Source organism: Streptomyces sp. NPDC048111 (assembly GCF_043202815.1).
Taxonomy (GTDB): Bacteria; Actinomycetota; Actinomycetes; order Streptomycetales; family Streptomycetaceae; genus Streptomyces.
The window spans coordinates 1-22,674 of sequence record NZ_JBIDBD010000033.1 but is presented as its reverse complement, the minus strand read 5'-3'; the positions used below and the strand labels follow the sequence as shown (position 1 = coordinate 22,674).

The following is a 22,674-nucleotide window of genomic DNA, read 5'->3' as shown; positions in this document are numbered from 1 at the left end:
GCCGGGCGCGGGCCCGGCCCGGTCCGCCTGAGCGGGCGCTTAGAAAAGAGTCCGGCATCACACGCCACCCCGGATGACCAATCCACTACGTACGGGTAACTTCCCAGGGAGTCCTGCCGTCCCACCCCATGGAGCCGTGATGCCCGAAGCCGTGATCGTCTCGACCGCCCGCTCCCCCATCGGCCGCGCCTTCAAGGGGTCGCTCAAGGACCTCCGCCCCGACGACCTCACGGCCACGATCATCCAGGCCGCGCTCGCCCAGGTCCCCGAGCTCGACCCGCGCGACATCGACGACCTGATGCTCGGCTGCGGTCTTCCCGGTGGCGAGCAGGGCCACAACCTCGGCCGCATCGTGGCCGTGCAGATGGGCATGGACCACCTGCCGGGCTGCACCATCACCCGGTACTGCTCCTCGTCGCTCCAGACCTCCCGCATGGCCCTGCACGCCATCAAGGCGGGCGAGGGCGACGTGTTCATCTCGGCCGGCGTCGAGATGGTCTCCCGCTCGGTCAAGGGCAGCAGCGACGGCCTGCCGGACACCCACAACCCGCTCTTCGCCGACGCCGAGGCGCGCACCGCCGCCGTCGCCCAGTCCGAGGGCGCGAACTGGCACGACCCGCGCGAGGACGGCCTGATTCCGGACGCGTACATCGCGATGGGGCAGACCGCCGAGAACCTGGCCCGCCTCAAGGGCATCTCGCGCCAGGAGATGGACGAGTTCGGCGTCCGCTCGCAGAACCTCGCCGAGGAAGCCATCAAGAACGGCTTCTGGGAGCGCGAGATCACCCCGGTCACGACCCCGGACGGCACCGTGGTCAGCAAGGACGACGGCCCCCGCGCGGGCGTCACCGTCGAGGGCGTGGCGGGCCTCAAGCCGGTCTTCCGTCCCGACGGGCTCGTCACGGCCGGCAACTGCTGCCCGCTCAACGACGGCGCCGCCGCCCTGGTGATCATGAGCGACACCAAGGCGCGCGAGCTCGGCCTGACCCCGCTGGCCCGCATCGTCTCGACCGGCGTCACCGGCCTGTCGCCCGAGATCATGGGCCTCGGCCCGGTCGAGGCGTCCCGCCAGGCCCTGAAGCGCGCCGGGCTCACGGTCGACGACATCGACCTGTTCGAGATCAACGAGGCCTTCGCCGCCCAGGTGATCCCGTCCTACCAGGACCTGGGCATCCCGCTGGACAAGCTGAACGTGAACGGCGGCGCCATCGCGGTCGGCCACCCCTTCGGCATGACCGGCGCCCGCATCACCGGCACCCTGATCAACAGCCTGCGCTTCCACGACAAGCAGTTCGGTCTGGAGACCATGTGCGTGGGCGGCGGTCAGGGCATGGCGATGGTCATCGAGCGCCTCAGCTGAAAACCGGCGCACCGCGCCAACAGGACGGCGACAGCGCTGCGTTGACCTCTGGTCGACGCAGCGTTGACGCGTTTTGAGGCACCGGTTGACGACGGAGCGCGACGACGGGCCCCCTGACCAGGGCCCCCCGTCCCACAGGGCGCTCACAGGCAATCGTTCCGCGTCCTAACCGTGACCGAATCTCCCCCATGATGTGACGTATCTCCCTCGAAAACCGCATCTTTGCAGGTCAGAGTGGATGGAGCCCTCAAACCCAGGCACAAAGACCTGTCCATTTCGTGACGTAATGCACTGACAGCAGGAGCGGGCTCACGACAAGCTGATGTAGGAAGTCGGGGAATCGTTTGAATCCGGGAGTACGTCAGTGAGCGCCATGCCTCTTGCCCTGCTGCTGACCACGGCCGCTGCCACGGCCGTGGGCGCCGCTGCCCTGCACGCCGCCCACGGGCTGCGCAAGCAGGTCGTGGCTCTGCGCGAAGACCTGGCAGCCGCCCGTGCCGAACACCGCACCGACCCCGGCGTGAGCCTGCCCCAGCAGGCCCGCTCCGCCGGGACGCCGGCCGCCGAGATACGGGCCGCCGTCGCCGAGGCCCTGGCCGAGGAGCGTGAGCGCGAGCTGGCCGAGGCGCGCGCCTTCTGGGCCGCCCAGGAGGCCAGGGACGCCGCGGACGCGCCCTCCCCGATGCTGGGCGGGCTCGCCGGCCTCGGCGAGGACGCCGGGTTCTTCCTGCCCCGCCAGGCGGACTTCGCGGGCCTGGAGGCCGACGCGCTGGAGATGGCCGAGGCCCTGGAGAGCGCGGAGGAGTTCCCCGAGGACTCCCCCGAACTCGCCGCGGCCCGCCGCCGCCACCCCTCGCACCCGGACTTCGTGCCGGTCCAGACCCCGGTCGTGGCCGACCACGAGGCCACCGTCTCGCGCCTGGAGGAGCTCGCCGAGTCCCGCACCGCGCTCGCCGACGTGCGCCCGGGACCGCTCGGCACGCTCGACGTGTACGTCTTCGCCGACGGCACCACGCTCTGCATGACCCCGGGCCACCGCGAGACCGCCGAGCGCCTCTCGGACGCGCTGCGCGACGGCGAGGCGCCGGTGCTGCTGGGCGGCTCGGGAGTGTCCGGTGCGTACGCGCTGACCTTCGCCTGCGGCGAGGAGAGCGTCTACATCCTCGCGGACCGGGTCATCGCCTCCCTCTGAGGAACCCGGCCCGGCCCCCCGGCCGAGCCCGGCCAGGCCGCGTTCAACCCGCCGAAGCCGACCCGGCCCGGCCCCCGGTCTAACCGAAGGCCCGCCGCGCCGCGGCTTCCACCAGCTCCAGGGCCTTCGCCGGCTCCACGGCCCCGTCCGGCTCCCCGCCGGGCGGGGTCTTCGCCGTCCGGAGGGCCTGCGCCAGATCCCGTGCGGCGACCACGAGTTGGTCCGCGACCGCGAAGACGCCGGCGTCCGGCATCAGCAGGGGTTCGCGCGCCGGGTCCTCGACGCGCTGCGCGCGGATCGCCAACTCCCGTGCGAGCGCGAGCCCTTCGGCCGCCGCGCCACGGCGCAGCCGGCTCTCGGGCGCGGCGCGCAGCCGGTCGGCGAAACGGTCCACGGCCAGGATCAGCGGGTTCACATCGAGCACGCCGCGACCCTACGCGCCCGTCCCGCACTGTTGCCAATACGCGAACCCTCAGGCACCGTGCAGGGAAGGACCACACGCGCAATGCCTCCGGAGGCGCCGATGTCCCAAGTCTTCTCCGAAGAGACCCACCGCAACCTGCTCTCCCGCATCCCCCATTGCACCGGTCGTGAAGTGTCCGACTGGCTCCGCACCGTCGAGGAAGGCCCCTCCCTCTTCCGATTCGAGGAGAAGGTCAGCTGGCTCCGGAGCGAGCACGATCTCACCTACGGGCACGCCAAGGCGATCATCCACGAGTACGACCTGAGGCGGGCCGCGCGCCGGCTGCTCTAGCTCCAGGAGGAACCGTTCGGCCTCCCGCGGCCCCCGCGGGAAGCACACACCGCCCCTGCGCCCCGTCGGCCCCGGCCGACGGGGCGCAGCGCTGCCCGCCACCGCCCGGGGCCCGCGGCACGGCCCGGAGCGTACGCGCGCCATCCGGAGAGCCGCGCCACCGCCCGGGGTCCGCGCCCCGGCCCCGCCTTCAGTAGGTGAACTCCCCTTCCCCGTAAGGGCTTTCACTGCTTTACCTCTTGACGCTCCCGACGACGGGGAGCACAGTGACCGCGCAGCCCGTCGTTGAGAGCGCTCTCAGAGCGCTCTCTTTCCGAGAGAGGCACCCCCCATGCGCCCCACGCCCCACAGACGCGGCCCCGCCCGCCGGGCCCTGCTCGCCGTACTGTCCACCTTCGGCCTCGCGGTGGCGTCCGCCGCCGTCGTCGCCCTGCCCGCCAGCGCCTCCCCGCCCCCGCCCCCGGCCGGCTGGTCCACCGTGTTCAGCGACGACTTCAACGGCCCCGCCGGCTCCGGCGTCAACACCGCGAACTGGCAGTACACGACCGGCACCAGCTACCCGGGCGGCCCGGCCCACTTCGGCACCGGCGAGGTCGAGACGATGACCTCCGCCACCAGCAACGTCGCCCTGGACGGCGCCGGGAACCTGCGCATCACCCCGCAGCGCGACGCGGCCGGCAACTGGACGTCGGGGCGCGTCGAGACCCGGCGCTCCGACTTCCAGCCCCCGGCCGGCGGCAAGCTCCGCATCGAGGCCCGCCTCCAGATGCCCGACGTCACGGGCGCCGCCGCCAAGGGCTACTGGCCCGCGTTCTGGGCCCTCGGCGCACCCTTCCGCGGCAACTGGTGGAACTGGCCGGGCATCGGCGAGCTCGACATCATGGAGAACGTCCAGGGCCTCAACAACAACTGGTCCACCATGCACTGCGGCACCAGCCCCGGCGGCCCCTGCAACGAGACCACCGGCATCGGCGGCCAGAAGGCCTGCGCCGGCTCCACCTGCCAGGGCGGCTTCCACACCTACGCCGTCGAGTGGGACCGCTCCGGCGCCACCGAGCAGATGCGCTTCTCGCTCGACGGCGTCACCTTCCACACCGTCAGCCAGAACCAGGTGGACGCGACGACCTGGACCAACGCCACCAACCACGGCTACTTCGTCATCCTGAACGTGGCCATGGGCGGCGGCTTCCCCGACGCCTTCGGCGGCGGCCCCGACGCGGGCACCCAGCCGGGCCACCCCCTGGTCGTCGACTACGTCACCGTCCAGACCTCGGGCTCCGGCACCACCACCCCGCCGACCACGCCCCCCGCGGGCGGCCGTGACGCGTACGGCACGCTCCAGGCCGAGTCGTACGACCAGCAGTCCGGCGTGGTGAAGGAGGCCACCACCGACAGCGGCGGCGGCCAGGACATCGGCTCGCTCGCCAACGGCGACTGGGCGCTCTACAAGGGCGTGGACTTCGGTGCGACGGCGGCCCGGCAGTTCTCCGCACGGGTGGCGAGCGGCGCGGCCGGCGGGGTCAGCGGTCTGGTGGAGGTGCGCCTGGACAGCCCGGGCAGCGCGCCCGTCGGCAGCTTCGCCGTGGCCAACACGGGCGGCTGGCAGAGCTGGCGCACCGTCCCCGCCAACATCACCGGCGTCACCGGCACGCACGACGTGTACCTGACCTTCACCAGCGGCCAGGGCGCCGACTTCGTCAACGTCAACTGGTTCGGCTTCGGCCACTGAGGGAGGGCGGACAGGCATGAAGACCGTACGGCTCCTCCTCGCCGCAGCCCTGCTGCTGCTCGGCGCGGGCGCCACCACGGCGACCGCCGCCGACGCACCGCCCGCCCACGCCCCGGCGGCCGCACCCGCCGCGGCCGGCTTCCCGATCCTCTTCCAGAACAACACCCACGGCGCCTACACCGACGACCGCGTCTACGTCACCGTGCTCGGGCAGATCACTCCGGGGCAGTGGTCCTACCTCAGGCCCGACGGCAGCACCGCCCACATCAACCACCTGGACGCGACCGCGCCGGGCCACCTCACCAAGCACGGCGTGAACTACCCGAACATGTCGTTCACGCTGGCCCAGGTCGGCGGCCGGGTGCCCTCGCCCTCCTCGATCCGCGGGGGCCGCATCTACCTCTCGCTCGGCTCCCCGCTCTTCATCCCCGTGTCGCCCGACGACCAGGGCTGGGGCGGCCCGGACCCGAACAACCCGTCCGACCCCAACAACGACGTCTACTACGACTGGTACGAGTACACCTTCGTCAACGGCCAGGCAGCGTACGGCGGGAACACCACCCAGGTCGACCAGTTCGGCTTCCCGATGACCGCCCGGCTGCGCCAGACCTCCAGCGGTTACGACACGACACGGGGCATCAGCCGCTCACGCGCCGACGTCATGGCGGCGTACGCGGCGGGCGTCGGGGCGGCCTTCCGGCCGCTGCAGAACGGCTACCGGATCGTGGCCCCGCGCTCGGCCGCCGCCTTCCCTTCCGACTACCTGACCTCCACCGTGAACGCCACGTGGAGTTACTACGCCTCGCACCCCTTCACCCTGAACCTGCCGGGCGAGACGTTCTCCGGACGCGTCTCGGGCGACACCCTGACCTTCACCCGCAACGGGGCCGGCCCCTTCACCCTGCACCGGCCCACCTCGCGCGAGGTCATGGCCTGTTCGGGGGCGCTCGCCTCGGGCGGCGACGTGGAGAAGCGGCTGGGCGCGGAGTTCTGCGCCGCGTTCAACCGGGGCGTGGCCCAGGACACCTCGCTGTGGCACACCCCGTCCGCGTACTACCGGGGCGCCGGCCCCAAGAACGACTACGCGGCCTTCTTCCACACGGTGGGTCTGGCGGGGCGCGCCTACGGCTTCCCGTACGACGACATCGACGACCAGTCGTCGGTGCAGATCCTGGGCAACGCGAACCCGCCGACGGATCTGACCCTGTCGATCGGCTGGTGAGAGTGGCCGGTGAGCGCGGCCGGTGAGCGCGGCCGGTGAAGCGCGCGGCACAACGGCGAGGGGCCCCGCCCGGCAGCATGTGCCGGGCGGGGCCCCTCGTGACGTACGCGGTCAACGGTGTCAGTCGTTGCCCGACAGGATGGAGATCAGCCGCAGCGCCTCCAGGTAGATCCACACCAGGGTCATGGTGAGGCCGAAGGCCGCCAGCCAGGACTCCTCGCGCGGCGCCCCGTAGGTGATCCCGTCCTCGACCTGCTTGAAGTCGAGGGCCAGGAAGCAGGCGCCGAGGAGGATGCCGATGATCCCGAAGAGGATGCCGAGGCCACCGCTGCGGAAGCCGAGACCGTCACCGCCGCCGATCGCCGAGAAGAGCAGGTTCACCAGCATCAGCAGCATGAAGCCGATGGCCGCGGCCATCACGAAGCCGGTGAAGCGGCGGTTGACCCGGATCAGCCGGGTCTTGTAGGCGATCAGCACGCCGGCGAACACCGCCATCGTGCCGAGCACCGCCTGCGGCACCGCGCCCGCCGACACGTGCGTGGTGACGGCGGAGCTGATGACACCGAGGAAGACGCCCTCGAAGGCGGCGTACCCGATGATCAGTGCCGGCACCGGTGTGCGCTTGAAGGACTGGACCATGGCCAGGACGAACGCGATCAGCGCGGCGCCGATCGCGATGCCGTACGACTTGCCGATGTTCGCCGCGTCGACCGGCAGCGCCAGCCAGGCGACGACCGCACCGGCGACGACGGTGCCGAGCGTGATCGCGGTGCGCGAGACCACGTCGTCGATCGTCATCACACCGGAACGGGCCGGCGCCTGCGGGGCGCCCTGCTGCGTGTCCTGCTGTGCGTAGGGATTCGTCGCGTAGGGGTTCGTCGGCGCCTGCGCGTAAGGGTTGCCCCCGGCCTGCGGCGACTGCGCGGTGTTGAAACCGGCGTAGCCGTTGTCGCGGCTGAAGCCCCGTCGCGAGAAGACCGGGTTGCTGCTCCTCATTTCACTCCTCCATGGCCACCGTGCGCGGCCTTGCCGTCAAGGGTAATGGGCGTGCAAAGGAAGCACGTAATGCCTAGGGAGGATCTTCACGCGGGGAAGAGGGGGGTGCAAGGGTCCGACACCCCGACGCGCGGGGGCCGGACTGCAGCTTGAGTGCCCGGAGCCGGACTCGAACCGGCACGGCCCGAAGGCCAGCGAGGTTTAAGCTCGCCGTGTCTGCGTTCCACCATCCGGGCAAGGGCGCGCGGCTCCGCGTTTCGCGGGACGAGCCTAGCCCGGCGCATCCCCCGAACAGCGGAACAACCATCCGATGTTGTCTTATTTTATTGACGCCTGAGGGTGCGTCAGCACAGCTCGCAGCGGTGTTGGCACATGCCGCAGGCGGTTGGCACGGCGTCCGGGGCGCCTCGGAATTCCGGTAGGGAATGACGGAAAGTCGACGCACCGTTTCCTGGCCGCACCCCGACGCTGGCACAGTCGGCCGGAGTCCTCGCGGAGCGGCGGTCGAGCCCGGCTGGAGCGGGCCCGGTCTCAGGGGCGCCGTCATACCTCAGGAGGACACCGGGGGCCGCGCCGTCCGACTCAAGAGGGCCGGAGAACGGGCACAGGGACTGACGATGCGGCGCCGGACGGCGGGAAGGATGGAGGAGTCCCCGAAAGCCGTTCGACAGGAGCACCTCCGTGACCACCATCCCCACCGCACACCGCGCGACCGCGGTGGCCGCCCGCGCCACCGAGCTGTCGAAGGTCTACGGCACGGGCGAGACCCAGGTCGTCGCCCTGGACCAGGTCACGGTCGACTTCCGGCAGGGCGAGTTCACCGCGATCATGGGCCCCTCGGGCTCCGGCAAGTCCACGCTGATGCACTGCGTCGCGGGTCTCGACTCCTTCAGCGCCGGCTCGGTCCGCATCGGTGACACCGAGCTCGGGTCGCTCAAGGACAAGCAGCTCACGCAGCTGCGGCGGGACAAGATCGGTTTCATCTTCCAGGCGTTCAACCTGCTGCCCACGCTGACCGCCCTGGAGAACATCACGCTCCCCATGGACATCGCGGGCCGCAAGCCCGACAAGCAGTGGCTCGACCAGGTCATCGCCATGGTGGGTCTGTCCGACCGGCTGGGGCACCGGCCCACCCAGCTCTCCGGCGGCCAGCAGCAGCGCGTCGCGGTGGCCCGCGCGCTCGCCTCCCAGCCGGAGATCATCTTCGGTGACGAGCCGACCGGAAACCTCGACTCGCGCTCCGGCGCGGAGGTCCTCGGCTTCCTGCGCAACTCGGTGCGCGAGCTCGGGCAGACCGTCGTCATGGTGACGCACGACCCGGTCGCCGCTTCCTACGCCGACCGCGTCATATTCCTGGCCGACGGGCGGATCGTGGACGAGATGGTGCGGCCCACCGCGGACGGGGTGCTGGACCGGATGAAGGCGTTCGATGCGAAGGGCCGCACCAGCTGACCCCGAGCCGCCATGGGCTGCGCCCCCGGACCCCTTTCGGGGGCTGCGCCCCCGGACCCCCCCTTCGCGCCTGAACGGCGCTCGTCCTCAAACTCCCCCAAGGCCTAAAGGGCCAGGGGGGACCCCCATGACAGGCTGAAATGCCCGATGCGGGCCAGCACCGAGCAGTTAAGGGGCGCGGGGAACTGCGCGAGAAGCGACCGCGGTCCGCACACGGCCGAGGGGTTGGGGGCGCGGGGAACTACGCAACCCCCGGCCACCTTCAGCCCCGCCAGGGGCGCGGGGAACTGCGCGAACAGCCCGCCCGGACGCGCCCCGCACTCGCACCCACCGCCTTCAGAACACCTCCCAGGACTGAGAAACCCATGTTCAAGACCGCCCTGCGCAACGTACTCGCGCACAAGGCCCGGCTGTTGATGACGGTGCTCGCCGTCATGCTCGGCGTCGCCTTCGTGTCCGGCACGCTCGTCTTCACCGACACCCTCGGCAGCGCCTTCCGCAACCAGTCGGCCAAGAGCTACGACAAGGTGGCCGTCGCGGTGTCCACCTACGGCAGCCGTGACGACAGCGAGCGGGACCCCGGTGTCAGCGGGCAGACGCTCCGGAAGATGGAGAAGCTCGACGGGGTCGCCTCCGCCACCGGCCGGGTCGACGGCTTCGCCGGGGTGGCCGGCACCGACGGCAAGCTGATCGGCCAGGGCTGGGCCAACAAGGGCGGCAACTTCGCCCCGGGCAAGGACGGCAAGGACCCCGCGTACACCTTCGCCCAGGGCCACGGCCCCGTGAAGGACGACGAGATCGCGCTCGACAAGGACACCGCCGACAAGGGCGAGTACCACGTCGGCGACAGCGTGCGCGTCGCCACCAACGGGCCGGTCAGGACCTACCGGCTCGCGGGCGTCTTCACCACCGAGGACGGCCAGGTCAACGCGGGCGGCTCCCTCGTCCTGTTCGACACCGCCGTCGCCCAGAAGCTGTACCTGAAGCCCGGCTGGTTCCAGAACGTGAGCGTGGCCGCCGCCCCCGGCGCCGACGCGCAGAAGATCCTCGACGAGGTCAAGCCCCTGCTCCCCGAGAACGCCGAGGCCAAGACCGGCAAGGCGCTCGCCGCCCAGGAGGCCAAGGACATCGAGGAGGGCCTGAGCGGGCTCAACCAGATGCTGCTGGTCTTCGCCGGCATCGCGCTGTTCGTCGGCATCTTCCTGATCTCCAACACCTTCACCATGCTGGTCGCCCAGCGCACCCGTGAGCTCGCCCTGATGCGTGCCGTCGGCGCCTCGCGCGGCCAGGTCCGCCGCTCGGTGCTCGCCGAGGCGCTGGTGGTCGGCGCCGTCGCCTCCGCCATCGGGTTCGCGCTCGGCGTGGGTCTGGCGAGCGGGCTTCAGTCCGCCATCGGCATGTTCGGGGCCAAGGTCCCCGCGGGCCCGCTGGTCATCTCGGCCACGCCGGTGATCGCCGCGCTCGCCGTGGGCATCCTCGTCACCGTCATCGCCGCGCTGCTGCCCGCCTGGCGCGCCGCGAAGATCCCGCCGGTCGCCGCGATGAACAGCGTGCACGGCGTGGCCACCACCAAGTCCCTGGTCGTGCGCAACTCCATCGGCGGGGTCATCACCCTCGGCGGGGCCGCCGCCATCGTGGCCGGCGCCGCCGCGGGCAAGGACGGCAAGTACACCATCGGCCTCGGCGCCTTCCTGGCGCTGATCGGCATCATCATCCTGATCCCGCTCCTGTCCCGCCCCGTCATCGCGCTCGTGCGCCCCGCCCTGAGCAAGGTGTTCGGCGTCTCCGGCAAGCTCGCCAGCCAGAACGCGGTGCGTAACCCCCGCCGCACCGGCGCCACCGCCTCCGCCCTCGCCATCGGTCTGACCCTGGTCACCGGCCTCTCGGTGCTCGGCGTCACGCTCGGCACGGCCATCGACAAGATGACCACCGACAACATCAAGGCCGACTACATGGTCCAGATGGCGGCCGACGGTTCCGGGCTCGACAAGGACGTCCTGACCGCGCTCCGCAAGGCGCCCGGTGTCTCGGCGGTCTCCCCCACGCAGTCCTCCTTCCTCAAGCTCGGCGGCTTCGACGAGTCGGTGGCCGCGGTGACGCCGGGCGACATCGAGAAGGTCATCAACGTCGAGACGGTGTCGGGCTCCCTCGCCACCCTCGCGCAGGGGCAGATAGCCGTCGACGACGAGACCGCCGCCAAGCACGGCTGGAAGCCCGGCGCCCGGCTCCCGGTCGAGTTCAGCGACAAGAAGAAGGGTCAGCTGACGATCGGCGCGGTCTTCAAGAAGAACGAGTTCCTGAACACCGTTCTCGCGCCGACCAGCCTGACCGACCAGCACGACACCCAGCCCTACATGCCGCAGGTCTTCGTCAAGACGGACGGCGGCGCCACCAGCGCCAACGAGAAGGCCCTGGTCAGCGCGCTCGGTGACAACCCGGCGATCAGCATCATGGACCAGCAGGACATCCGCAACACCTTCGGCGGCATGATCAACACGCTGCTGAACATCATGTACGGGCTGCTCGCGATGGCCCTGATCATCGCCGTCCTCGGCGTCGTGAACACCCTCGCGATGTCGGTGTTCGAGCGCCAGCAGGAGATCGGCATGCTGCGGGCGATCGGTCTGGACCGCGGGCGGGTCAAGACCATGATCCGTCTGGAGGCCGTCGTCATCTCGCTCTTCGGCGCGGTGATCGGCGTGGGTCTCGGCTCCTTCCTCGCCTGGGCCATCGGGCAGACGATCAAGAAGTCCATCCCGAACTACGCCCTGGTCATCCCGTGGGACCGGATCGGCATCTTCCTGCTGCTCGCCGCCCTGGTCGGTGTGCTCGCCGCCATGTGGCCGGCCCGCAGCGCCGCGCGGCTCAACATGCTGACCGCCATCAAGACGGAATAGCACCGACCCGCTGAACGCATATGGCAGTTGAAGGGCCCGGGAGGCTTCCTCCCGGGCCCTTCACCGTCCGGCGGTCCGGGCCCGGGGTCAGTTCCAGGTGCGCGCCCGCAGCGGCATCCCCGAGGCGCCGCCCGGCGGGGTCTTGACCGCCAGGATCTGGTTGACGCCGATCCGGTTGCGTTCGAAGGAGAGCGCCGAGGCCGCCATGTAGAGCCGCCAGATGCGGGCCCGTCCGGGGGTGGTGCGGCGCAGCGCGCGGGGCCAGTCGGACTCCAGGTTGGCCACCCACTGACGGAGCGTCAGGGCGTAGTGTTCCCGGATGGGTTCGACGTCGCGGGCCTCGAACCCGGCCTCCTCCAGGATGGCCAGGGTGCGGCCCACCGGGGCGAGTTCGCCGTCGGGAAAGACGTACCGGTCGATGAACTCGTCGACGTGGTACGCCGATTCGTCCCGTTCGGGGCGCCGGGCGATCTGGTGGTTGAGCAGCCGGCCGCCCTCCGTGAGCAGGGCGTACAGGATGTCCGCGTACTCCGCGTACCGCACCGAGCCGACGTGCTCGGCCATCCCGATGGAGGAAATGGCGTCGTAGGGACCGTCCTTGACGTCCCGGTAGTCCTGGACGCGGATCTCGATACGGTCGGTCAGCCCCTCCTCGGCGATGCGCTTGCGGGCGTACGCGGCCTGCTCGCGCGAGAGCGTGATGCCGACGACGCGGGCGCCGTACTCCCGGGCCGCGTGGATGGCCATCGAGCCCCAGCCGCAGCCGACGTCGAGCAGCCGGTCGCCCTCCTTGAGGCCCAACTTGCGGCAGACCAGGTCGAGTTTGGCGCGCTGGGCCTCCTCAAGAGTGGAGTCCCGGCTCTCCCAGTAGGCGCACGAGTAGACCATCGAGGGGCCGAGCACCAGCTCGTAGAAGTCGTTGCCGACGTCGTAGTGGTGGCTGATCGCGTCCTTGTCGCGGCGCTTGGTGTGGCGCCGGCCGGCGGGGCGCCGCATCTCCTCGGCGGGCGGGGCCGGCGGGGGCAGGGCGCCGCCCAGCCGGACGAGGGCCTTGGCGGCGGCGCGCATTCTGGGGTCGCGCACCGGATGGACGGAGTCCGTGGAGTCGCCGCGCTCCCAGATCAGCCCGGCGAGCAGGTCGAGGGCGCCGTACAGATCACCTTCGATGTCGAGCTCGCCGGCCACCCAGGCGCGGGCCAGGCCCAGTTCGCCCGGCTTCCACAGCAGGCGGCGCAGGGCGCGCCGGTGGCGTACGACGAGGACCGGTGCGCCGGGCGGGCCCGCCTCGCTGCCGTCCCAGGCCCGGATCCGTACGGGCAGGGCCTCCCCCAGCAAGTCCTCGGCAAGAGCGGTCAGCCGTAGCGCCGCGTCGGCCATCGTGCACACCTCCGTGCCTCGCAGAAATGTCCCAGCACCCTGCACAACAGTGCCCGTGCGCCCGGCAATCCCGCTAGCGCGCAGGGGAGTGACAGGGTGGCTGCATACACCATCTTTTTGGCCGGAAGCCGGTCTCCGCGTCTCCCGCGCCGGTCCGCACGCGGCTCGCGCCGGGCCCGCGTCAGGACGGGCCCGGTGCCGCGGACGCCCCGCGCCGGGCCCCGGGCACGCCGAAGGGGCCGCCCGCACCACGGATGGCGGACGGCCCCTTCGGGGTACTGCTGGGTCCTGCTGGTACTGCCGCGGGAGCTAGGAGGCCTTGGCCTTCTGCTCCGTCTTCTCCTCGACCTTGGCCGCGGGAACCGGAGCCGGCTTGGCCGCCTCGTAGAACTCCTCGCGCGGGGTCTCCATGGCGCCCAGGGAGACGACCTCGCGCTTGAGGAACATCGCGAGCGTCCAGTCGGCGATCACGCGGATCTTGCGGTTCCAGGTCGGGACGGCCAGACCGTGGTAGCCACGGTGCATGTACCAGGCGAGCCGGCCCTTGAGCTTGATCTTCATCTTGCCCATGACGATCATCGCGACGCCCTTGTGGAGGCCGAGACCGGCCACCGCACCCTTGTTGGCGTGCGCGTACTCCTTCTGCGGGAAGCCCCGCATGCCGGAGACCACGTTGTCGCCGAGGACCTTGGCCTGGCGCAGCGCGTGCTGGGCGTTCGGCGGGCACCAGGCGTTCTCGACACCGGCCTTGCGCGAGGCGAGGTCGGGGACCTGGGCGTTGTCGCCGGCGGCCCAGATGTAGTCGGTGCCGGTGACCTGGAGCGTCGGCTGGGCGTCCACGTGGCCGCGCGGGCCGAGCGGGAGGCCGAAGCGGGAGAGCGCCGGGTTGGGCTTGACGCCCGCGGTCCACACGATGGTGTTGGAGTCGACCTCGAGGCCGTTCTTCAGCACGACGTGGCCGTCGACGCAGGAGTCCATGGAGGTCGAGAGGTAGATCTCGACACCGCGGCCCTCGAGGTGCTCCTTGCCCCAGCGGCCGAGTTCCGGGCCGACCTCGGGGAGGATCTTGTCGGCGGCGTCGACCAGGATGAAGCGCATGTCCTCGCGCTTGACGTTGGTGTAGTACTTGGCCGCGTCGCGGGCCATGTCCTCCACCTCGCCTATGGTCTCGGCGCCGGCGAAGCCGCCACCCACGAAGACGAAGGTCAGCGCCTTGCGGCGGACGTCCTCGTCCGTGGTGGAGTCGGCCTTGTCGAGCTGCTCCAGAACGTGGTTGCGCAGGCCGATGGCCTCTTCCACGCCCTTCATGCCGATGCCCTGCTCGGCGAGGCCGGGGATCGGGAAGGTGCGGGAGACCGCACCCATCGCGATGACCAGGTAGTCGAAGGGCAGCTCGTAGGCCTCGCCGACGAGCGGCGCGACCGTGGCGACCTTGCGGTCCTGATCGATGCTGGTGACCCGGCCGGTGAGCACCTCGGCTCCGCGCACGACGCGTCGCAGCGGGACGACGACGTGACGCGGCGAGATGCTGCCTGCGGCGGCTTCGGGGAGGAAGGGCTGGTACGTCATGTACGAGCGCGGGTCGACGACCGTGACGGTCGCTTCCGCGTAACGCATCTTCTTGAGAATGCGTCGCGCTGCGTACAGGCCTACGTACCCGCCACCTACTACGAGGATCCTGGGACGCTCCGTGGTGCTCATGCCATCGAGTATCCACCCGCTCGTGGACCCCTGCTCGTGCGCCCCTTCACAAGGATCGCAAGGGCCTCTGCTACACTGCGCGGCCCACGTGACCGAGGTCATGGTGGCGCGGGGGAACCACGGGCCGGGCGAGATCGTTGCTCACCCCCTCTGAACTGGCCCGTACGGCCTGGGGCCGACTGGACCACCCCCGCAGGATTCGCAGGCGTCGCCCGGCCGTCACCGTCTGGATCCCCTGCGGATGGGGCCCCCGCGCCTCAGAAAGCGGTCCTGGGAGCACTTTCTTCGGCCCGGGGGCCCCGAATCCTTGTGAAGAACTTCACGAACCTTTTCGCGCGACCGGTCCACGAGCGCCTCCGGGGACCGCGATCAGGCGATCGACCAGGCGATTCCGTCCAGAATGTCGTGCTCGCTGACCACGACCTCCCGCGCCCCGGTGCGCTCCATGACGGCCAGCAGGACCAGCGCGCCGGCCGCGATCACATCGACGCGGCCGGGGTGCAGCACGGGGATGGCGGTGCGCTCCTCGTGCGTGGAGGCGAGCAGGCGCTCGGTGACCGCGGCGACGTCGTCGTGAGAGATGCGTGAATGGTGGATGGCGGCGGAGTCGTAGCCGTCCAGGCCGAGCGCGATCGCGGCGACGGTGGTCACCGAGCCCGCGAGGCCCACCAGGGTGCGCGGCTCGCGCAGCGGCACGCTCTGCTCGGCGAGGTCGAGGGCGGCCTCGATGTCGGCCCGGATCGCGGCGATCTGCTCGGGCGTCGCCGGGTCGCCGGGGTGGTGGCGCTCGGTCATCCGCACACAGCCGATGTCGACGGAGCGGGCGGCCTCGACGCCGGTGGAGCCGACGACGAACTCGGTGGAGCCGCCGCCGATGTCGACCACCAGGTAGTCGCCGCCGCCGTTCAGTTCCTTGGTGGCGCCGGTGAAGGAGAACGCGGCCTCCTGGTCACCGGAGATCACCTCGGGCTCGACGCCCAGGATGTCGACGACCCCGCGCACGAAGTCGTCCCGGTTCTCGGCGTCGCGCGAGGCGGAGGTGGCCACGAACCGGATGCGCTCGGCACCCAACTCCTTGATCACGGCGGCGTATTCGCGGCAGGCGGCGAACGTGCGCTCCAGCGCCTCGGGGGCGAGCCGGCCGGTGCGGTCCACGCCCTGGCCGAGCCGCACGATGGTCATGCGCCGGTCGAGGTCGGTGATCTCGCCGGTCACCGGGTCGGCGTCGGCGACGAGCAGGCGGATGGAGTTGGTGCCGCAGTCGACGGCGGCGACCCGGGTCACTTCTCGCCCTCCTCGCCGCACGGCGTCACGCACGGGCCCTTGGCCCACCACTCGGGCAGCATCGCGATGGCCTCGTCGCCCAGCGGGTTCACGCCGGGCCCGGCGGCCAGCGAGTGGCCCACCAGGACGTGCAGGCACTTGACCCGGTCCGGCATGCCGCCCGCGCTGGGGAAGCCCTCCAGGACCTCGATGGCGTCGCGGCGCGCGATGTAGTCCTCGTGGGCCGCGCGGTAGGCGGCGGCGAGCTCGGGGTCGCTCGCCAGACGCTCCGTCATCTCCTTCATGACGCCGTTGGCCTCAAGGGTGCCGATGGCCGACGCGGCCCGCGGGCACGTCAGGTAGTACGTCGTCGGGAACGGCGTGCCGTCCTCCAGACGCGGGGCCGTCTCGACGACGTCGGGGTTGCCGCAGGGGCAGCGGTGCGCGATGGCGCGCAGACCGCGCGGCGGGCGGCCCAGCTGCTGCTTGAAGGCGGCGATGTCCGCGTCGGTGGGCTCGGTGCGTACGGTCTGGGGCGGGGGCGTTTCCATGCCTGGGTCAGTCTCTATCGCTAGCGGTGGTCAGTTGGCGGAACGGTCGGCCTTGTCGACGCCGTCCCAGAGGTTGGAGTGCCAGGCGCGGCCGGTGGCGCCCTTGTCCTCGCGGTGCTTGTCGGCGGCGCCCGGGTCGACGACGGTGAAGCCGGTCTCGCCCGGGAACTGCATGTGCAGGTGCTCGCGGGCCAGCTTCTCGATGTACGCGTCGTCCTGGAGCCGCGCCTTCTCGTCCCGCAGCCGCTCGACGGCCTCGCGGGCGTCGGCGGCCTTGCGCTGCTGGTCGGAGATGTCGCCGCGCTGCGACACGTACTGCCGCATGGGGTAGGCGAGCGCGACGATCAGCGAGCACATGACGAGCGCGAGCAGCGCGGCCCGGCCGGTGAGCCGCGAGCGGCGGGCCTGGCGCTTGCGCTGCGAGCGGTAGACACGGGCCGCGGTCTGCTCGCCGAGCACCTTGAGCCGGGCCGCGGTGGAGAACCGGTCGCGGTCCTTGACCTCGGCGTCGTTGCCCATCGTCTCCCGCCTCCCCTTCACACACGTACGTCCCCGGACACGGTACGGGACCGCGGCCGGGGACGTACGGACGACTGGCTAGGGCGTCAGCCGTTGATGCTGCTCAGCCGGACAGGCTGCTCAGCCGGACAGGCTGCTCAGCCGGTCGGGCTGCTCAGCCCTTGAAGCGGGGGAACGCGCTGCGGCCCGCGTACACCGCGGCGTCGTCGAGGATCTCCTCGATGCGCAGCAGCTGGTTGTACTTGGCGACGCGGTCCGAGCGGGCCGGGGCGCCGGTCTTGATCTGGCCGCAGTTCACCGCGACGGCGAGGTCGGCGATGGTGACGTCCTCGGTCTCGCCGGAGCGGTGGGACATCATGCACTTGAAGCCGTTGCGCTGGGCCATCTCGACGGCGTCCAGCGTCTCGGTCAGCGAGCCGATCTGGTTGACCTTGACGAGCAGGGCGTTGGCCGAGCCCTCCTCGATGCCACGGGCCAGGCGCTCGGGGTTGGTCACGAACAGGTCGTCACCGACGATCTGGACCTTGGAGCCCAGACGCGAGGTGATGGTGTTCCAGCCGGCCCAGTCGTCCTCGAACAGCGGGTCCTCGATGGAGACCAGCGGGTACGCGGAGACGAGCTCCTCGTAGTACTCGGTCATCTCGGCGGCCGAGCGGGACTTGCCCTCGAACTCGTACTTGCCGTCCTTGTAGAACTCGGACGCGGCGACGTCGAGCGCGAGCGCGATGTCCTTGCCCGGGACGTAGCCGGCTTCCTTGACGGCCTCGACGATGAGGTCGAGGGCGGCGCGGTTGGACTCCAGGTTCGGCGCGAAGCCGCCCTCGTCGCCGAGGCCGGTGGACAGGCCCTTGCGCTTCAGGACGCCCTTGAGCGTGTGGTAGACCTCGGCACCCCAGCGAAGGGCCTCGGAGAAGGACTCCGCGCCGATCGGCGCGATCATGAACTCCTGGATGTCGACGTTGGAGTCGGCGTGCGACCCACCGTTGAGGATGTTCATCATCGGGACGGGCAGCAGGTGCGCGTTCGGGCCGCCCAGGTAGCGGAACAGCGGCAGGTCGCTGGCCTCGGAGGCGGCGTGCGCGACGGCGAGCGAGACACCGAGGATGGCGTTGGCGCCGAGCGAGCCCTTGTTGTCCGTGGCGTCCAGGTCGAACATGGCCTGGTCGATCAGGCGCTGCTCGGTGGCGTCGTAGCCGACGAGCTCCGGGCCGATCTGCTCGATGACGGCGAGGACGGCCTTCTCGACACCCTTGCCGCCGTAGCGGTTGGGGTCTCCGTCGCGGAGCTCGATGGCCTCGAAGGCACCGGTGGAGGCGCCGGACGGAACTGCAGCACGGCCGGTGCTGCCGTCGTCGAGGCCGACCTCGACCTCGACCGTGGGGTTGCCTCGGGAGTCCAGGATTTCCCGGGCTACGACGACGTCGATGGACGGCACGAGCATCTCCTTCTGGGATGTGACGCTAGATGTGACGCAAGCAGTGCAGGGACATGCGGGGTCGCTTCGCCTTGCGACAAGAGCCTAACCGGCTCCGGGGCTCCGGCCAGCCGAGTGCCCGCCTCCTGGGACGAAAAAGGGCCCAATGGCCTGGATTCCCGGGCAAACGACCACAAGACTACTGTCCGGTAACAGCGAAAACCCCGGCCCGGCGCGCACGGGGGACATGCGCGCCGGGCCGGGGCGGCCCGAGGGCTACCGGTCTCAGCCGAGGTGCAGCTTCTGGCCCGGGAAGATCAGGTTCGCGTCCTTGACGATGTTCTTGTTCAGGTCGAACAGGTGCTGCCAGCCGCCCTTGGTGTGGTTGGCGGTCGCGATGGTGCCGAGGGTGTCGCCGGACTTGACGGTGTATTCGCCGTCGCCCTGCTTGACCGGCTCGCTGCGCTGCTCGCTGCGGCTGGCCTTGGGGGCGGACTCGGCGCGCTGCGTCTTCTGCTGCGGCTTGGCCTGCTTGGGCTTCGAGGACTTCGAAGAAGAGGACGAGCCGGAGGTGTCGACGTCGGCCTTGGCGCCGCCGGACGTCAGGTTGCCGGCGCCGGCGCAGGACCAGGCACCCGGGCCCTGGATCGCGAGCAGCTTCTCGGCGGCGGCGATCTGCTGGCCCTTGGTGGCGAGGTCGGCGCGCGCGGCGTACTGGGTGCCGCCGGCGGCGGCCCAGGAGGACTGCGAGAACTGCAGGCCGCCGTAGTAGCCGTTGCCGGTGTTGATGGACCAGTTGCCGCCGGACTCGCACTGGGCGACGGCGTCCCAGGTCGACACGGAGGCGGCGGAGGCATTGCCGGCCGCCATCAGCGGGGCGGCGACGACGGCACCGGTGACACCGGCCAGCGTGGCGACACGGACGGCCTTGGACGGGCGGCGGTGCTTGCCCTTGCTGGAAAGCAGCATGGAGTTTCTCCTCACCGACGCCTGCGAGGTGAGCTGTCGGGTTCGGGCGTGAGCTGCCCGGCCGGACGTGGTGCGTCCGTCTTCACCCCAAGCCGTTGCGGCAGTCCTGTGAACTGCCGGGCCCGGCACTTACCTTGGGTCCCCCGCTCCTGCCTACGGCGCATAAGCGTCGACTGTTCCCATCGGCCGACGGCAGGATTCGGCGTGCTCGGTCGACGGGGCTCGCGGTGACGAGCGAGTCCGACGAAAACACACGCCCCGCCAATGTTCAAAGACGCACATCGGGGAGAAATCCCCCCTACTTGCCGCCACAGAAGGGGCGTTTACGCAGGTGAGGGGCGGGGCGGACGGACCGGGCAGACGGGACACGCCAGTTGGGGCGAAGAGACCCATGTCTCACTTGCACACAACGGACATAGCCCCGCGAACTAACCCTGCTTCGGCGTCGAGTTCGGGGTCGCCGCAGCGCCCGTCACCTTCGTCAGGTCCAGGCTCTGGCCAGGCAGGATGAGGTTCGGGTCGGTGCCGATCAGCTTCTCGTTGGCGTGGTAGAGCGCGGGCCAGCCGCCCTCGACCTTGTTCGCCTCGGCGATGACCGAGAGGTTGTCGCCGGGGCGGACGGTGTAGTCGCCGTCGGCCGCCGGGGTGTTGCCGCTCTCACGTGAGGCGTCGTCACCTCTCGAGGCGTGGCGTCCGGAATCGCGGCTATCGGCCGAGTTGCCCGAATTGTTCGAACCGCTGGGATCGCCCGGCCCGTTCGAGCCGGCCGGGCCCGTCGGCGCCGTCGAGCCGCCCGCGGTACCCGAAGCACCCGGAGCGGTCGACCCCGTGGCACCGGGCGTCGTGCCCTTGCCCTCCTCCGGCGCGGGCGTTCCGCGGTGCTTGCCGCCGGCCGGGGTGGAAGCGGACGGCGCGGGGGACTTGGCCGGGTCGCCCGGCAGGGCGGCGCCGGGGGGCGGGGTGGCCGGGGTCGGGGTGCCCGGGGCGGGGGTGGCGTCGGGGGTCTTGGCCGGCGGGGCGGTGGGGGCGGTCGTGCCGGTGTCGGGCACGCCCGGGTCCACGTCCGCCGAACCGCCGCCCGTGGTGAGCCCGGCGGCGGTGCCGCAGTTCGCGAAGGCCTGGGGCCCCTTGGCCGCAAGCACCTTCTCGGCCACGGCTATCTGCTGGGCGCGGCTCGCGAGGTCGGCGCGCTGGGCGTACTCGTTGCCGCCGTACGCCTCCCAGGTCGCCTGCGAGAACTGGAGCCCGCCGTACAGGCCGTTGCCGAAGTCGGCGCTCCACATGCCACCGGACTCGCAGGAGGCCACCTGGTTCCAGGTGTTCGCGTCCGCGGCGTTCGCGCCGGTCGCGGCGAGCAGCGGAAGAGCGAGGGCCGAGCCGGTCACTCCCGCCGCTACGACGAGGGCGGGTGCCTGACGGGGTCGACGATGCCGTCCATTCCCGGAGCGCATGAATGAGGCCTTCCGTGTGACTGCTGAGCCGAATGAACGGTGAACGTAGCCGTACTCGAACGTCAGTCACAAGTCGATGCACCCGCGATCACATAAAAGTCACAGTCTTGACGGGCCGTCAGATCGGTGACCGCGGGCGATCTTCATCCCGGCGGCGTGAACTCGACCGGCAGGGTGCGCAGTCCGCGCATGATGAGCCCGCCGCGCCAGCGCAAATCGTCAGGTTCCACCGCCAGCCGCAGGTCAGGAAGGCGGCGCAGCAGCGTCGCGAGGGCGGTCTGTCCTTCGAGCCGGGCGAGCGGCGCACCGAGGCAGTAGTGGATCCCGTGGCCGTATCCGAGGTGCTGGTTGTCGCGGCGGCCGAGGTCGAGGGTGTCCGGCTCGGCGAAGCGCTCCGGATCGCGGTCGGCGGCGGCGAGCACCACCAGCACGGGGTCGCCGGCCGCGATGTGCTGCCCGCCGAGCGTGAGCGCCTCGGTGGCGAACCGCCACGTCGCCAGCTCCACCGGCCCGTCGTAGCGCAGCAGTTCCTCGACCCCGGTCTCCAGGAGCCCGCTCTCCCCCGCGTCGAGCGAGGCCTGGAGCCGCGCGCGCTCCGCCGGGTTGCACAGCAGCGCGTAGACCCCGTTCCCGATCAGGTTGACGGTGGTCTCGAACCCGGCGAACAACAGGATGAAGGCCATCGCGGCGGCCTCGTTCTCCGTCAGGTGCTCACCGTGGTCGCTGGCCTCGATGAGCCGTGAGATGAGGTCGTCGCCGGGGTTCTCGCGCTTGCGGTGGATGAGTTCGGCGAGGTACTCGCGGATCTTCTTGACCGAGCGCGCCACACCGCCGCGCGGGCTGCCCTTCTGGCCCGGCTTGGTGTGCCGCACCATCATGCCCGCCCAGTCGCGGAAGTCGTCCTGGTCCTCGCGCGGGACGCCGAGCAGATCGCAGATGGCGTAGATGGGGAGCGGGAAGGCGAAATCGTGGATGAGGTCGGCCTCGCCCGCCGCCGCGAACGCGTCGATGAGCTGGTCGGTCAACTCCTGTACGCGGGGCGCGAATTGAGCGACCGTACGGGGCGTGAACGCCTTCGACACCAGGCGGCGGAGCCGGGTGTGGTCCGGCGGGTCGATGTTGAGCAGATGCGTCATCAGCTCGGCCTTGCGCTCGCCGGGGATGCCCGTCCTGCCCTTGGCGTGGGCGGGCTCGTCGTGGTGCGCCGGGTTCTTGGAGAGCCGCTGGTCGGCAAGGGCCTGCCGGGCGTCCCCGTACCGCGTCACGAGCCAGGCCTCGACCCCGCTGGGGAGCCGGGTCCGGTGCACGGGGGCGTGCTCGCGGAGCCAGGCGTAGGCGGGGTAGGGGTTGGTGGCGAACTCCCAGGTGAAGAGTTCGGGGGCGGGTGGAATGGGGCAACTGTCCGGCACGCCCCGACCGTATCCCGGGGCGCCTCGCCCGTGGGCGCCGGGACATGGGGCGTTCGCTGCGCGTGGCTGGGGTGGGGGTGCTGGGCGCCGGTTTGCGCAGTTCCCCGCGCCCCCAACCCTGGGTCGTCTGCGGACCGTGGTCGCTTCTCGCGCAGTTCCCCGCGCCCCTAGCCGGTGCGGGCGCACCCGGGGCCCGCGCAGTTCCCCGCGCCCCCAACCCCCGGTCGTCTGCGGACCGTGGTCGCTTCTCGCGCAGTTCCCCGCGCCCCTAGCCGGTGCGGGCGCACCCGGGGCCCGCGCAGTTCCCCGCGCCCCCAACCCTCGGTCGTCTGCGGACCGTGGTCGCTTCTCGCGCAGTTCCCCGCGCCCCTAGCCGGTGCGGGCGCACCCGGGGCCCGCGCAGTTCCCCGCGCCCCCA

At 71.1% G+C, this 22,674-nt stretch carries 18 protein-coding genes, 1 tRNA gene and 1 riboswitch; of the genes, 7 read left to right on the top strand and 12 right to left on the bottom strand.

The window, feature by feature from the left end; all coding sequences use genetic code 11:
- The first annotated feature begins 139 nt into the window (after nucleotides 1–139).
- Together ACGF3I_RS30985 and ACGF3I_RS30980 are read left to right on the top strand one after the other, a co-directional pair.
- On the top strand, nucleotides 140–1,360 hold the full coding sequence (locus ACGF3I_RS30985; protein ID WP_393137848.1) for an acetyl-CoA C-acetyltransferase: 1,221 nt from the start codon (nucleotides 140–142) through the stop codon (nucleotides 1,358–1,360).
- A 388-nt stretch (nucleotides 1,361–1,748) separates the two neighbouring features.
- Nucleotides 1,749–2,552, top strand: coding sequence for a hypothetical protein (locus ACGF3I_RS30980; RefSeq protein ID WP_393137906.1), 804 nt, complete (start codon nucleotides 1,749–1,751; stop codon nucleotides 2,550–2,552).
- A 79-nt stretch (nucleotides 2,553–2,631) separates the two neighbouring features.
- Here the strand turns inward: ACGF3I_RS30980 and ACGF3I_RS30975 are convergent, their stop codons facing one another.
- Nucleotides 2,632–2,976 (bottom strand): hypothetical protein, encoded by a 345-nt coding sequence (locus tag ACGF3I_RS30975; protein WP_393137846.1) that lies wholly within the window; start codon nucleotides 2,974–2,976, stop codon nucleotides 2,632–2,634.
- A gap of 99 nt (nucleotides 2,977–3,075) precedes the next feature.
- Between ACGF3I_RS30975 and ACGF3I_RS30970 the strand changes: the two genes are divergently transcribed.
- From ACGF3I_RS30970 to ACGF3I_RS30960, 3 genes are all read left to right on the top strand, one after another.
- Nucleotides 3,076–3,306: a DUF4287 domain-containing protein gene (locus ACGF3I_RS30970; protein ID WP_350230778.1), complete on the top strand. Its 231-nt coding sequence runs from the start codon at nucleotides 3,076–3,078 to the stop codon at nucleotides 3,304–3,306.
- Nucleotides 3,307–3,637: 331 nt separating this feature from the next.
- Nucleotides 3,638–5,035: a glycoside hydrolase family 16 protein gene (locus ACGF3I_RS30965; RefSeq protein ID WP_393137843.1), complete on the top strand. Its 1,398-nt coding sequence runs from the start codon at nucleotides 3,638–3,640 to the stop codon at nucleotides 5,033–5,035.
- Between the two features lie 16 nt (nucleotides 5,036–5,051).
- Nucleotides 5,052–6,257 carry a glycoside hydrolase family 64 protein gene (locus tag ACGF3I_RS30960; RefSeq protein ID WP_393137841.1) on the top strand — a complete coding sequence of 402 codons (1,206 nt, stop codon included), beginning with the start codon at nucleotides 5,052–5,054 and terminating at the stop codon, nucleotides 6,255–6,257.
- Between the two features lie 120 nt (nucleotides 6,258–6,377).
- Here the strand turns inward: ACGF3I_RS30960 and ACGF3I_RS30955 are convergent, their stop codons facing one another.
- Nucleotides 6,378–7,253, bottom strand: coding sequence for a Bax inhibitor-1/YccA family protein (locus ACGF3I_RS30955; protein ID WP_393137839.1), 876 nt, complete (start codon nucleotides 7,251–7,253; stop codon nucleotides 6,378–6,380).
- 154 nt (nucleotides 7,254–7,407) lie between these two features.
- A tRNA-Leu gene (locus ACGF3I_RS30950) sits at nucleotides 7,408–7,489 on the bottom strand.
- A 445-nt stretch (nucleotides 7,490–7,934) separates the two neighbouring features.
- Between ACGF3I_RS30950 and ACGF3I_RS30945 the strand changes: the two genes are divergently transcribed.
- Both ACGF3I_RS30945 and ACGF3I_RS30940 read left to right on the top strand, forming a co-directional pair.
- Entirely contained in the window at nucleotides 7,935–8,705 is a 771-nt protein-coding gene (locus ACGF3I_RS30945) for an ABC transporter ATP-binding protein (RefSeq protein ID WP_393137837.1), read from the top strand.
- Nucleotides 8,706–9,070: 365 nt separating this feature from the next.
- Nucleotides 9,071–11,602: an ABC transporter permease gene (locus tag ACGF3I_RS30940; RefSeq protein WP_393137835.1), complete on the top strand. Its 2,532-nt coding sequence runs from the start codon at nucleotides 9,071–9,073 to the stop codon at nucleotides 11,600–11,602.
- An 87-nt stretch (nucleotides 11,603–11,689) separates the two neighbouring features.
- Here the strand turns inward: ACGF3I_RS30940 and ACGF3I_RS30935 are convergent, their stop codons facing one another.
- The 9 genes from ACGF3I_RS30935 to ACGF3I_RS30895 form a co-directional block, all read right to left on the bottom strand.
- Entirely contained in the window at nucleotides 11,690–12,979 is a 1,290-nt protein-coding gene (locus ACGF3I_RS30935; RefSeq protein WP_393137832.1) for a class I SAM-dependent methyltransferase, read from the bottom strand.
- Nucleotides 12,980–13,288: 309 nt separating this feature from the next.
- Nucleotides 13,289–14,680, bottom strand: coding sequence for an NAD(P)/FAD-dependent oxidoreductase (locus ACGF3I_RS30930; protein ID WP_393137830.1), 1,392 nt, complete (start codon nucleotides 14,678–14,680; stop codon nucleotides 13,289–13,291).
- 369 nt (nucleotides 14,681–15,049) lie between these two features.
- Nucleotides 15,050–15,964, bottom strand: a complete 915-nt coding sequence (locus ACGF3I_RS30925) for an exopolyphosphatase (RefSeq protein ID WP_393137828.1) — start codon at nucleotides 15,962–15,964, stop codon at nucleotides 15,050–15,052.
- Nucleotides 15,961–16,494 (bottom strand): DUF501 domain-containing protein, encoded by a 534-nt coding sequence (locus ACGF3I_RS30920; RefSeq protein WP_393137826.1) that lies wholly within the window; start codon nucleotides 16,492–16,494, stop codon nucleotides 15,961–15,963. Before ACGF3I_RS30920 ends, ACGF3I_RS30925 begins: the two co-directional genes overlap by 4 nt.
- Nucleotides 16,495–16,524: 30 nt before the next feature.
- The gene (locus ACGF3I_RS30915; protein ID WP_393137824.1) at nucleotides 16,525–17,013 is read right to left on the bottom strand and encodes a septum formation initiator family protein; all 489 of its coding nucleotides are present in this window, start codon (nucleotides 17,011–17,013) and stop codon (nucleotides 16,525–16,527) included.
- Between the two features lie 154 nt (nucleotides 17,014–17,167).
- The gene (gene eno, locus ACGF3I_RS30910) at nucleotides 17,168–18,454 is read right to left on the bottom strand and encodes a phosphopyruvate hydratase (protein ID WP_393137821.1); all 1,287 of its coding nucleotides are present in this window, start codon (nucleotides 18,452–18,454) and stop codon (nucleotides 17,168–17,170) included.
- A 258-nt stretch (nucleotides 18,455–18,712) separates the two neighbouring features.
- Nucleotides 18,713–19,396, bottom strand: coding sequence for a transglycosylase family protein (locus ACGF3I_RS30905; RefSeq protein WP_393137818.1), 684 nt, complete (start codon nucleotides 19,394–19,396; stop codon nucleotides 18,713–18,715).
- 3 nt (nucleotides 19,397–19,399) lie between these two features.
- Nucleotides 19,400–19,567, bottom strand: a riboswitch (cyclic di-AMP (ydaO/yuaA leader).
- A 257-nt stretch (nucleotides 19,568–19,824) separates the two neighbouring features.
- Entirely contained in the window at nucleotides 19,825–20,781 is a 957-nt protein-coding gene (locus ACGF3I_RS30900; RefSeq protein WP_393137816.1) for a transglycosylase family protein, read from the bottom strand.
- A 209-nt stretch (nucleotides 20,782–20,990) separates the two neighbouring features.
- Nucleotides 20,991–22,256, bottom strand: coding sequence for a cytochrome P450 (locus tag ACGF3I_RS30895; protein WP_393137814.1), 1,266 nt, complete (start codon nucleotides 22,254–22,256; stop codon nucleotides 20,991–20,993).
- Nucleotides 22,257–22,674 lie beyond the last annotated feature (418 nt).

Bases quoted from the DNA above. Each gene is read 5' to 3' on its own strand.
- ACGF3I_RS30985 (WP_393137848.1), top strand. From the start codon at position 140: ATGCCCGAAGCCGTGATCGTCTCGACCGCCCGCTCCCCCATCGGCCGC.
- ACGF3I_RS30955 (WP_393137839.1), bottom strand. From the start codon at position 7,253: ATGAGGAGCAGCAACCCGGTCTTCTCGCGACGGGGCTTCAGCCGCGAC.
- ACGF3I_RS30915 (WP_393137824.1), bottom strand. From the start codon at position 17,013: ATGGGCAACGACGCCGAGGTCAAGGACCGCGACCGGTTCTCCACCGCG.
- ACGF3I_RS30940 (WP_393137835.1), top strand. From the start codon at position 9,071: ATGTTCAAGACCGCCCTGCGCAACGTACTCGCGCACAAGGCCCGGCTG.
- ACGF3I_RS30935 (WP_393137832.1), bottom strand. From the start codon at position 12,979: ATGGCCGACGCGGCGCTACGGCTGACCGCTCTTGCCGAGGACTTGCTG.
- ACGF3I_RS30965 (WP_393137843.1), top strand. From the start codon at position 3,638: ATGCGCCCCACGCCCCACAGACGCGGCCCCGCCCGCCGGGCCCTGCTC.
- ACGF3I_RS30930 (WP_393137830.1), bottom strand. From the start codon at position 14,680: ATGAGCACCACGGAGCGTCCCAGGATCCTCGTAGTAGGTGGCGGGTAC.
- ACGF3I_RS30905 (WP_393137818.1), bottom strand. From the start codon at position 19,396: ATGCTGCTTTCCAGCAAGGGCAAGCACCGCCGCCCGTCCAAGGCCGTC.
- eno (WP_393137821.1), bottom strand. From the start codon at position 18,454: ATGCTCGTGCCGTCCATCGACGTCGTCGTAGCCCGGGAAATCCTGGAC.
- ACGF3I_RS30960 (WP_393137841.1), top strand. From the start codon at position 5,052: ATGAAGACCGTACGGCTCCTCCTCGCCGCAGCCCTGCTGCTGCTCGGC.
- ACGF3I_RS30970 (WP_350230778.1), top strand. From the start codon at position 3,076: ATGTCCCAAGTCTTCTCCGAAGAGACCCACCGCAACCTGCTCTCCCGC.
- ACGF3I_RS30920 (WP_393137826.1), bottom strand. From the start codon at position 16,494: ATGGAAACGCCCCCGCCCCAGACCGTACGCACCGAGCCCACCGACGCG.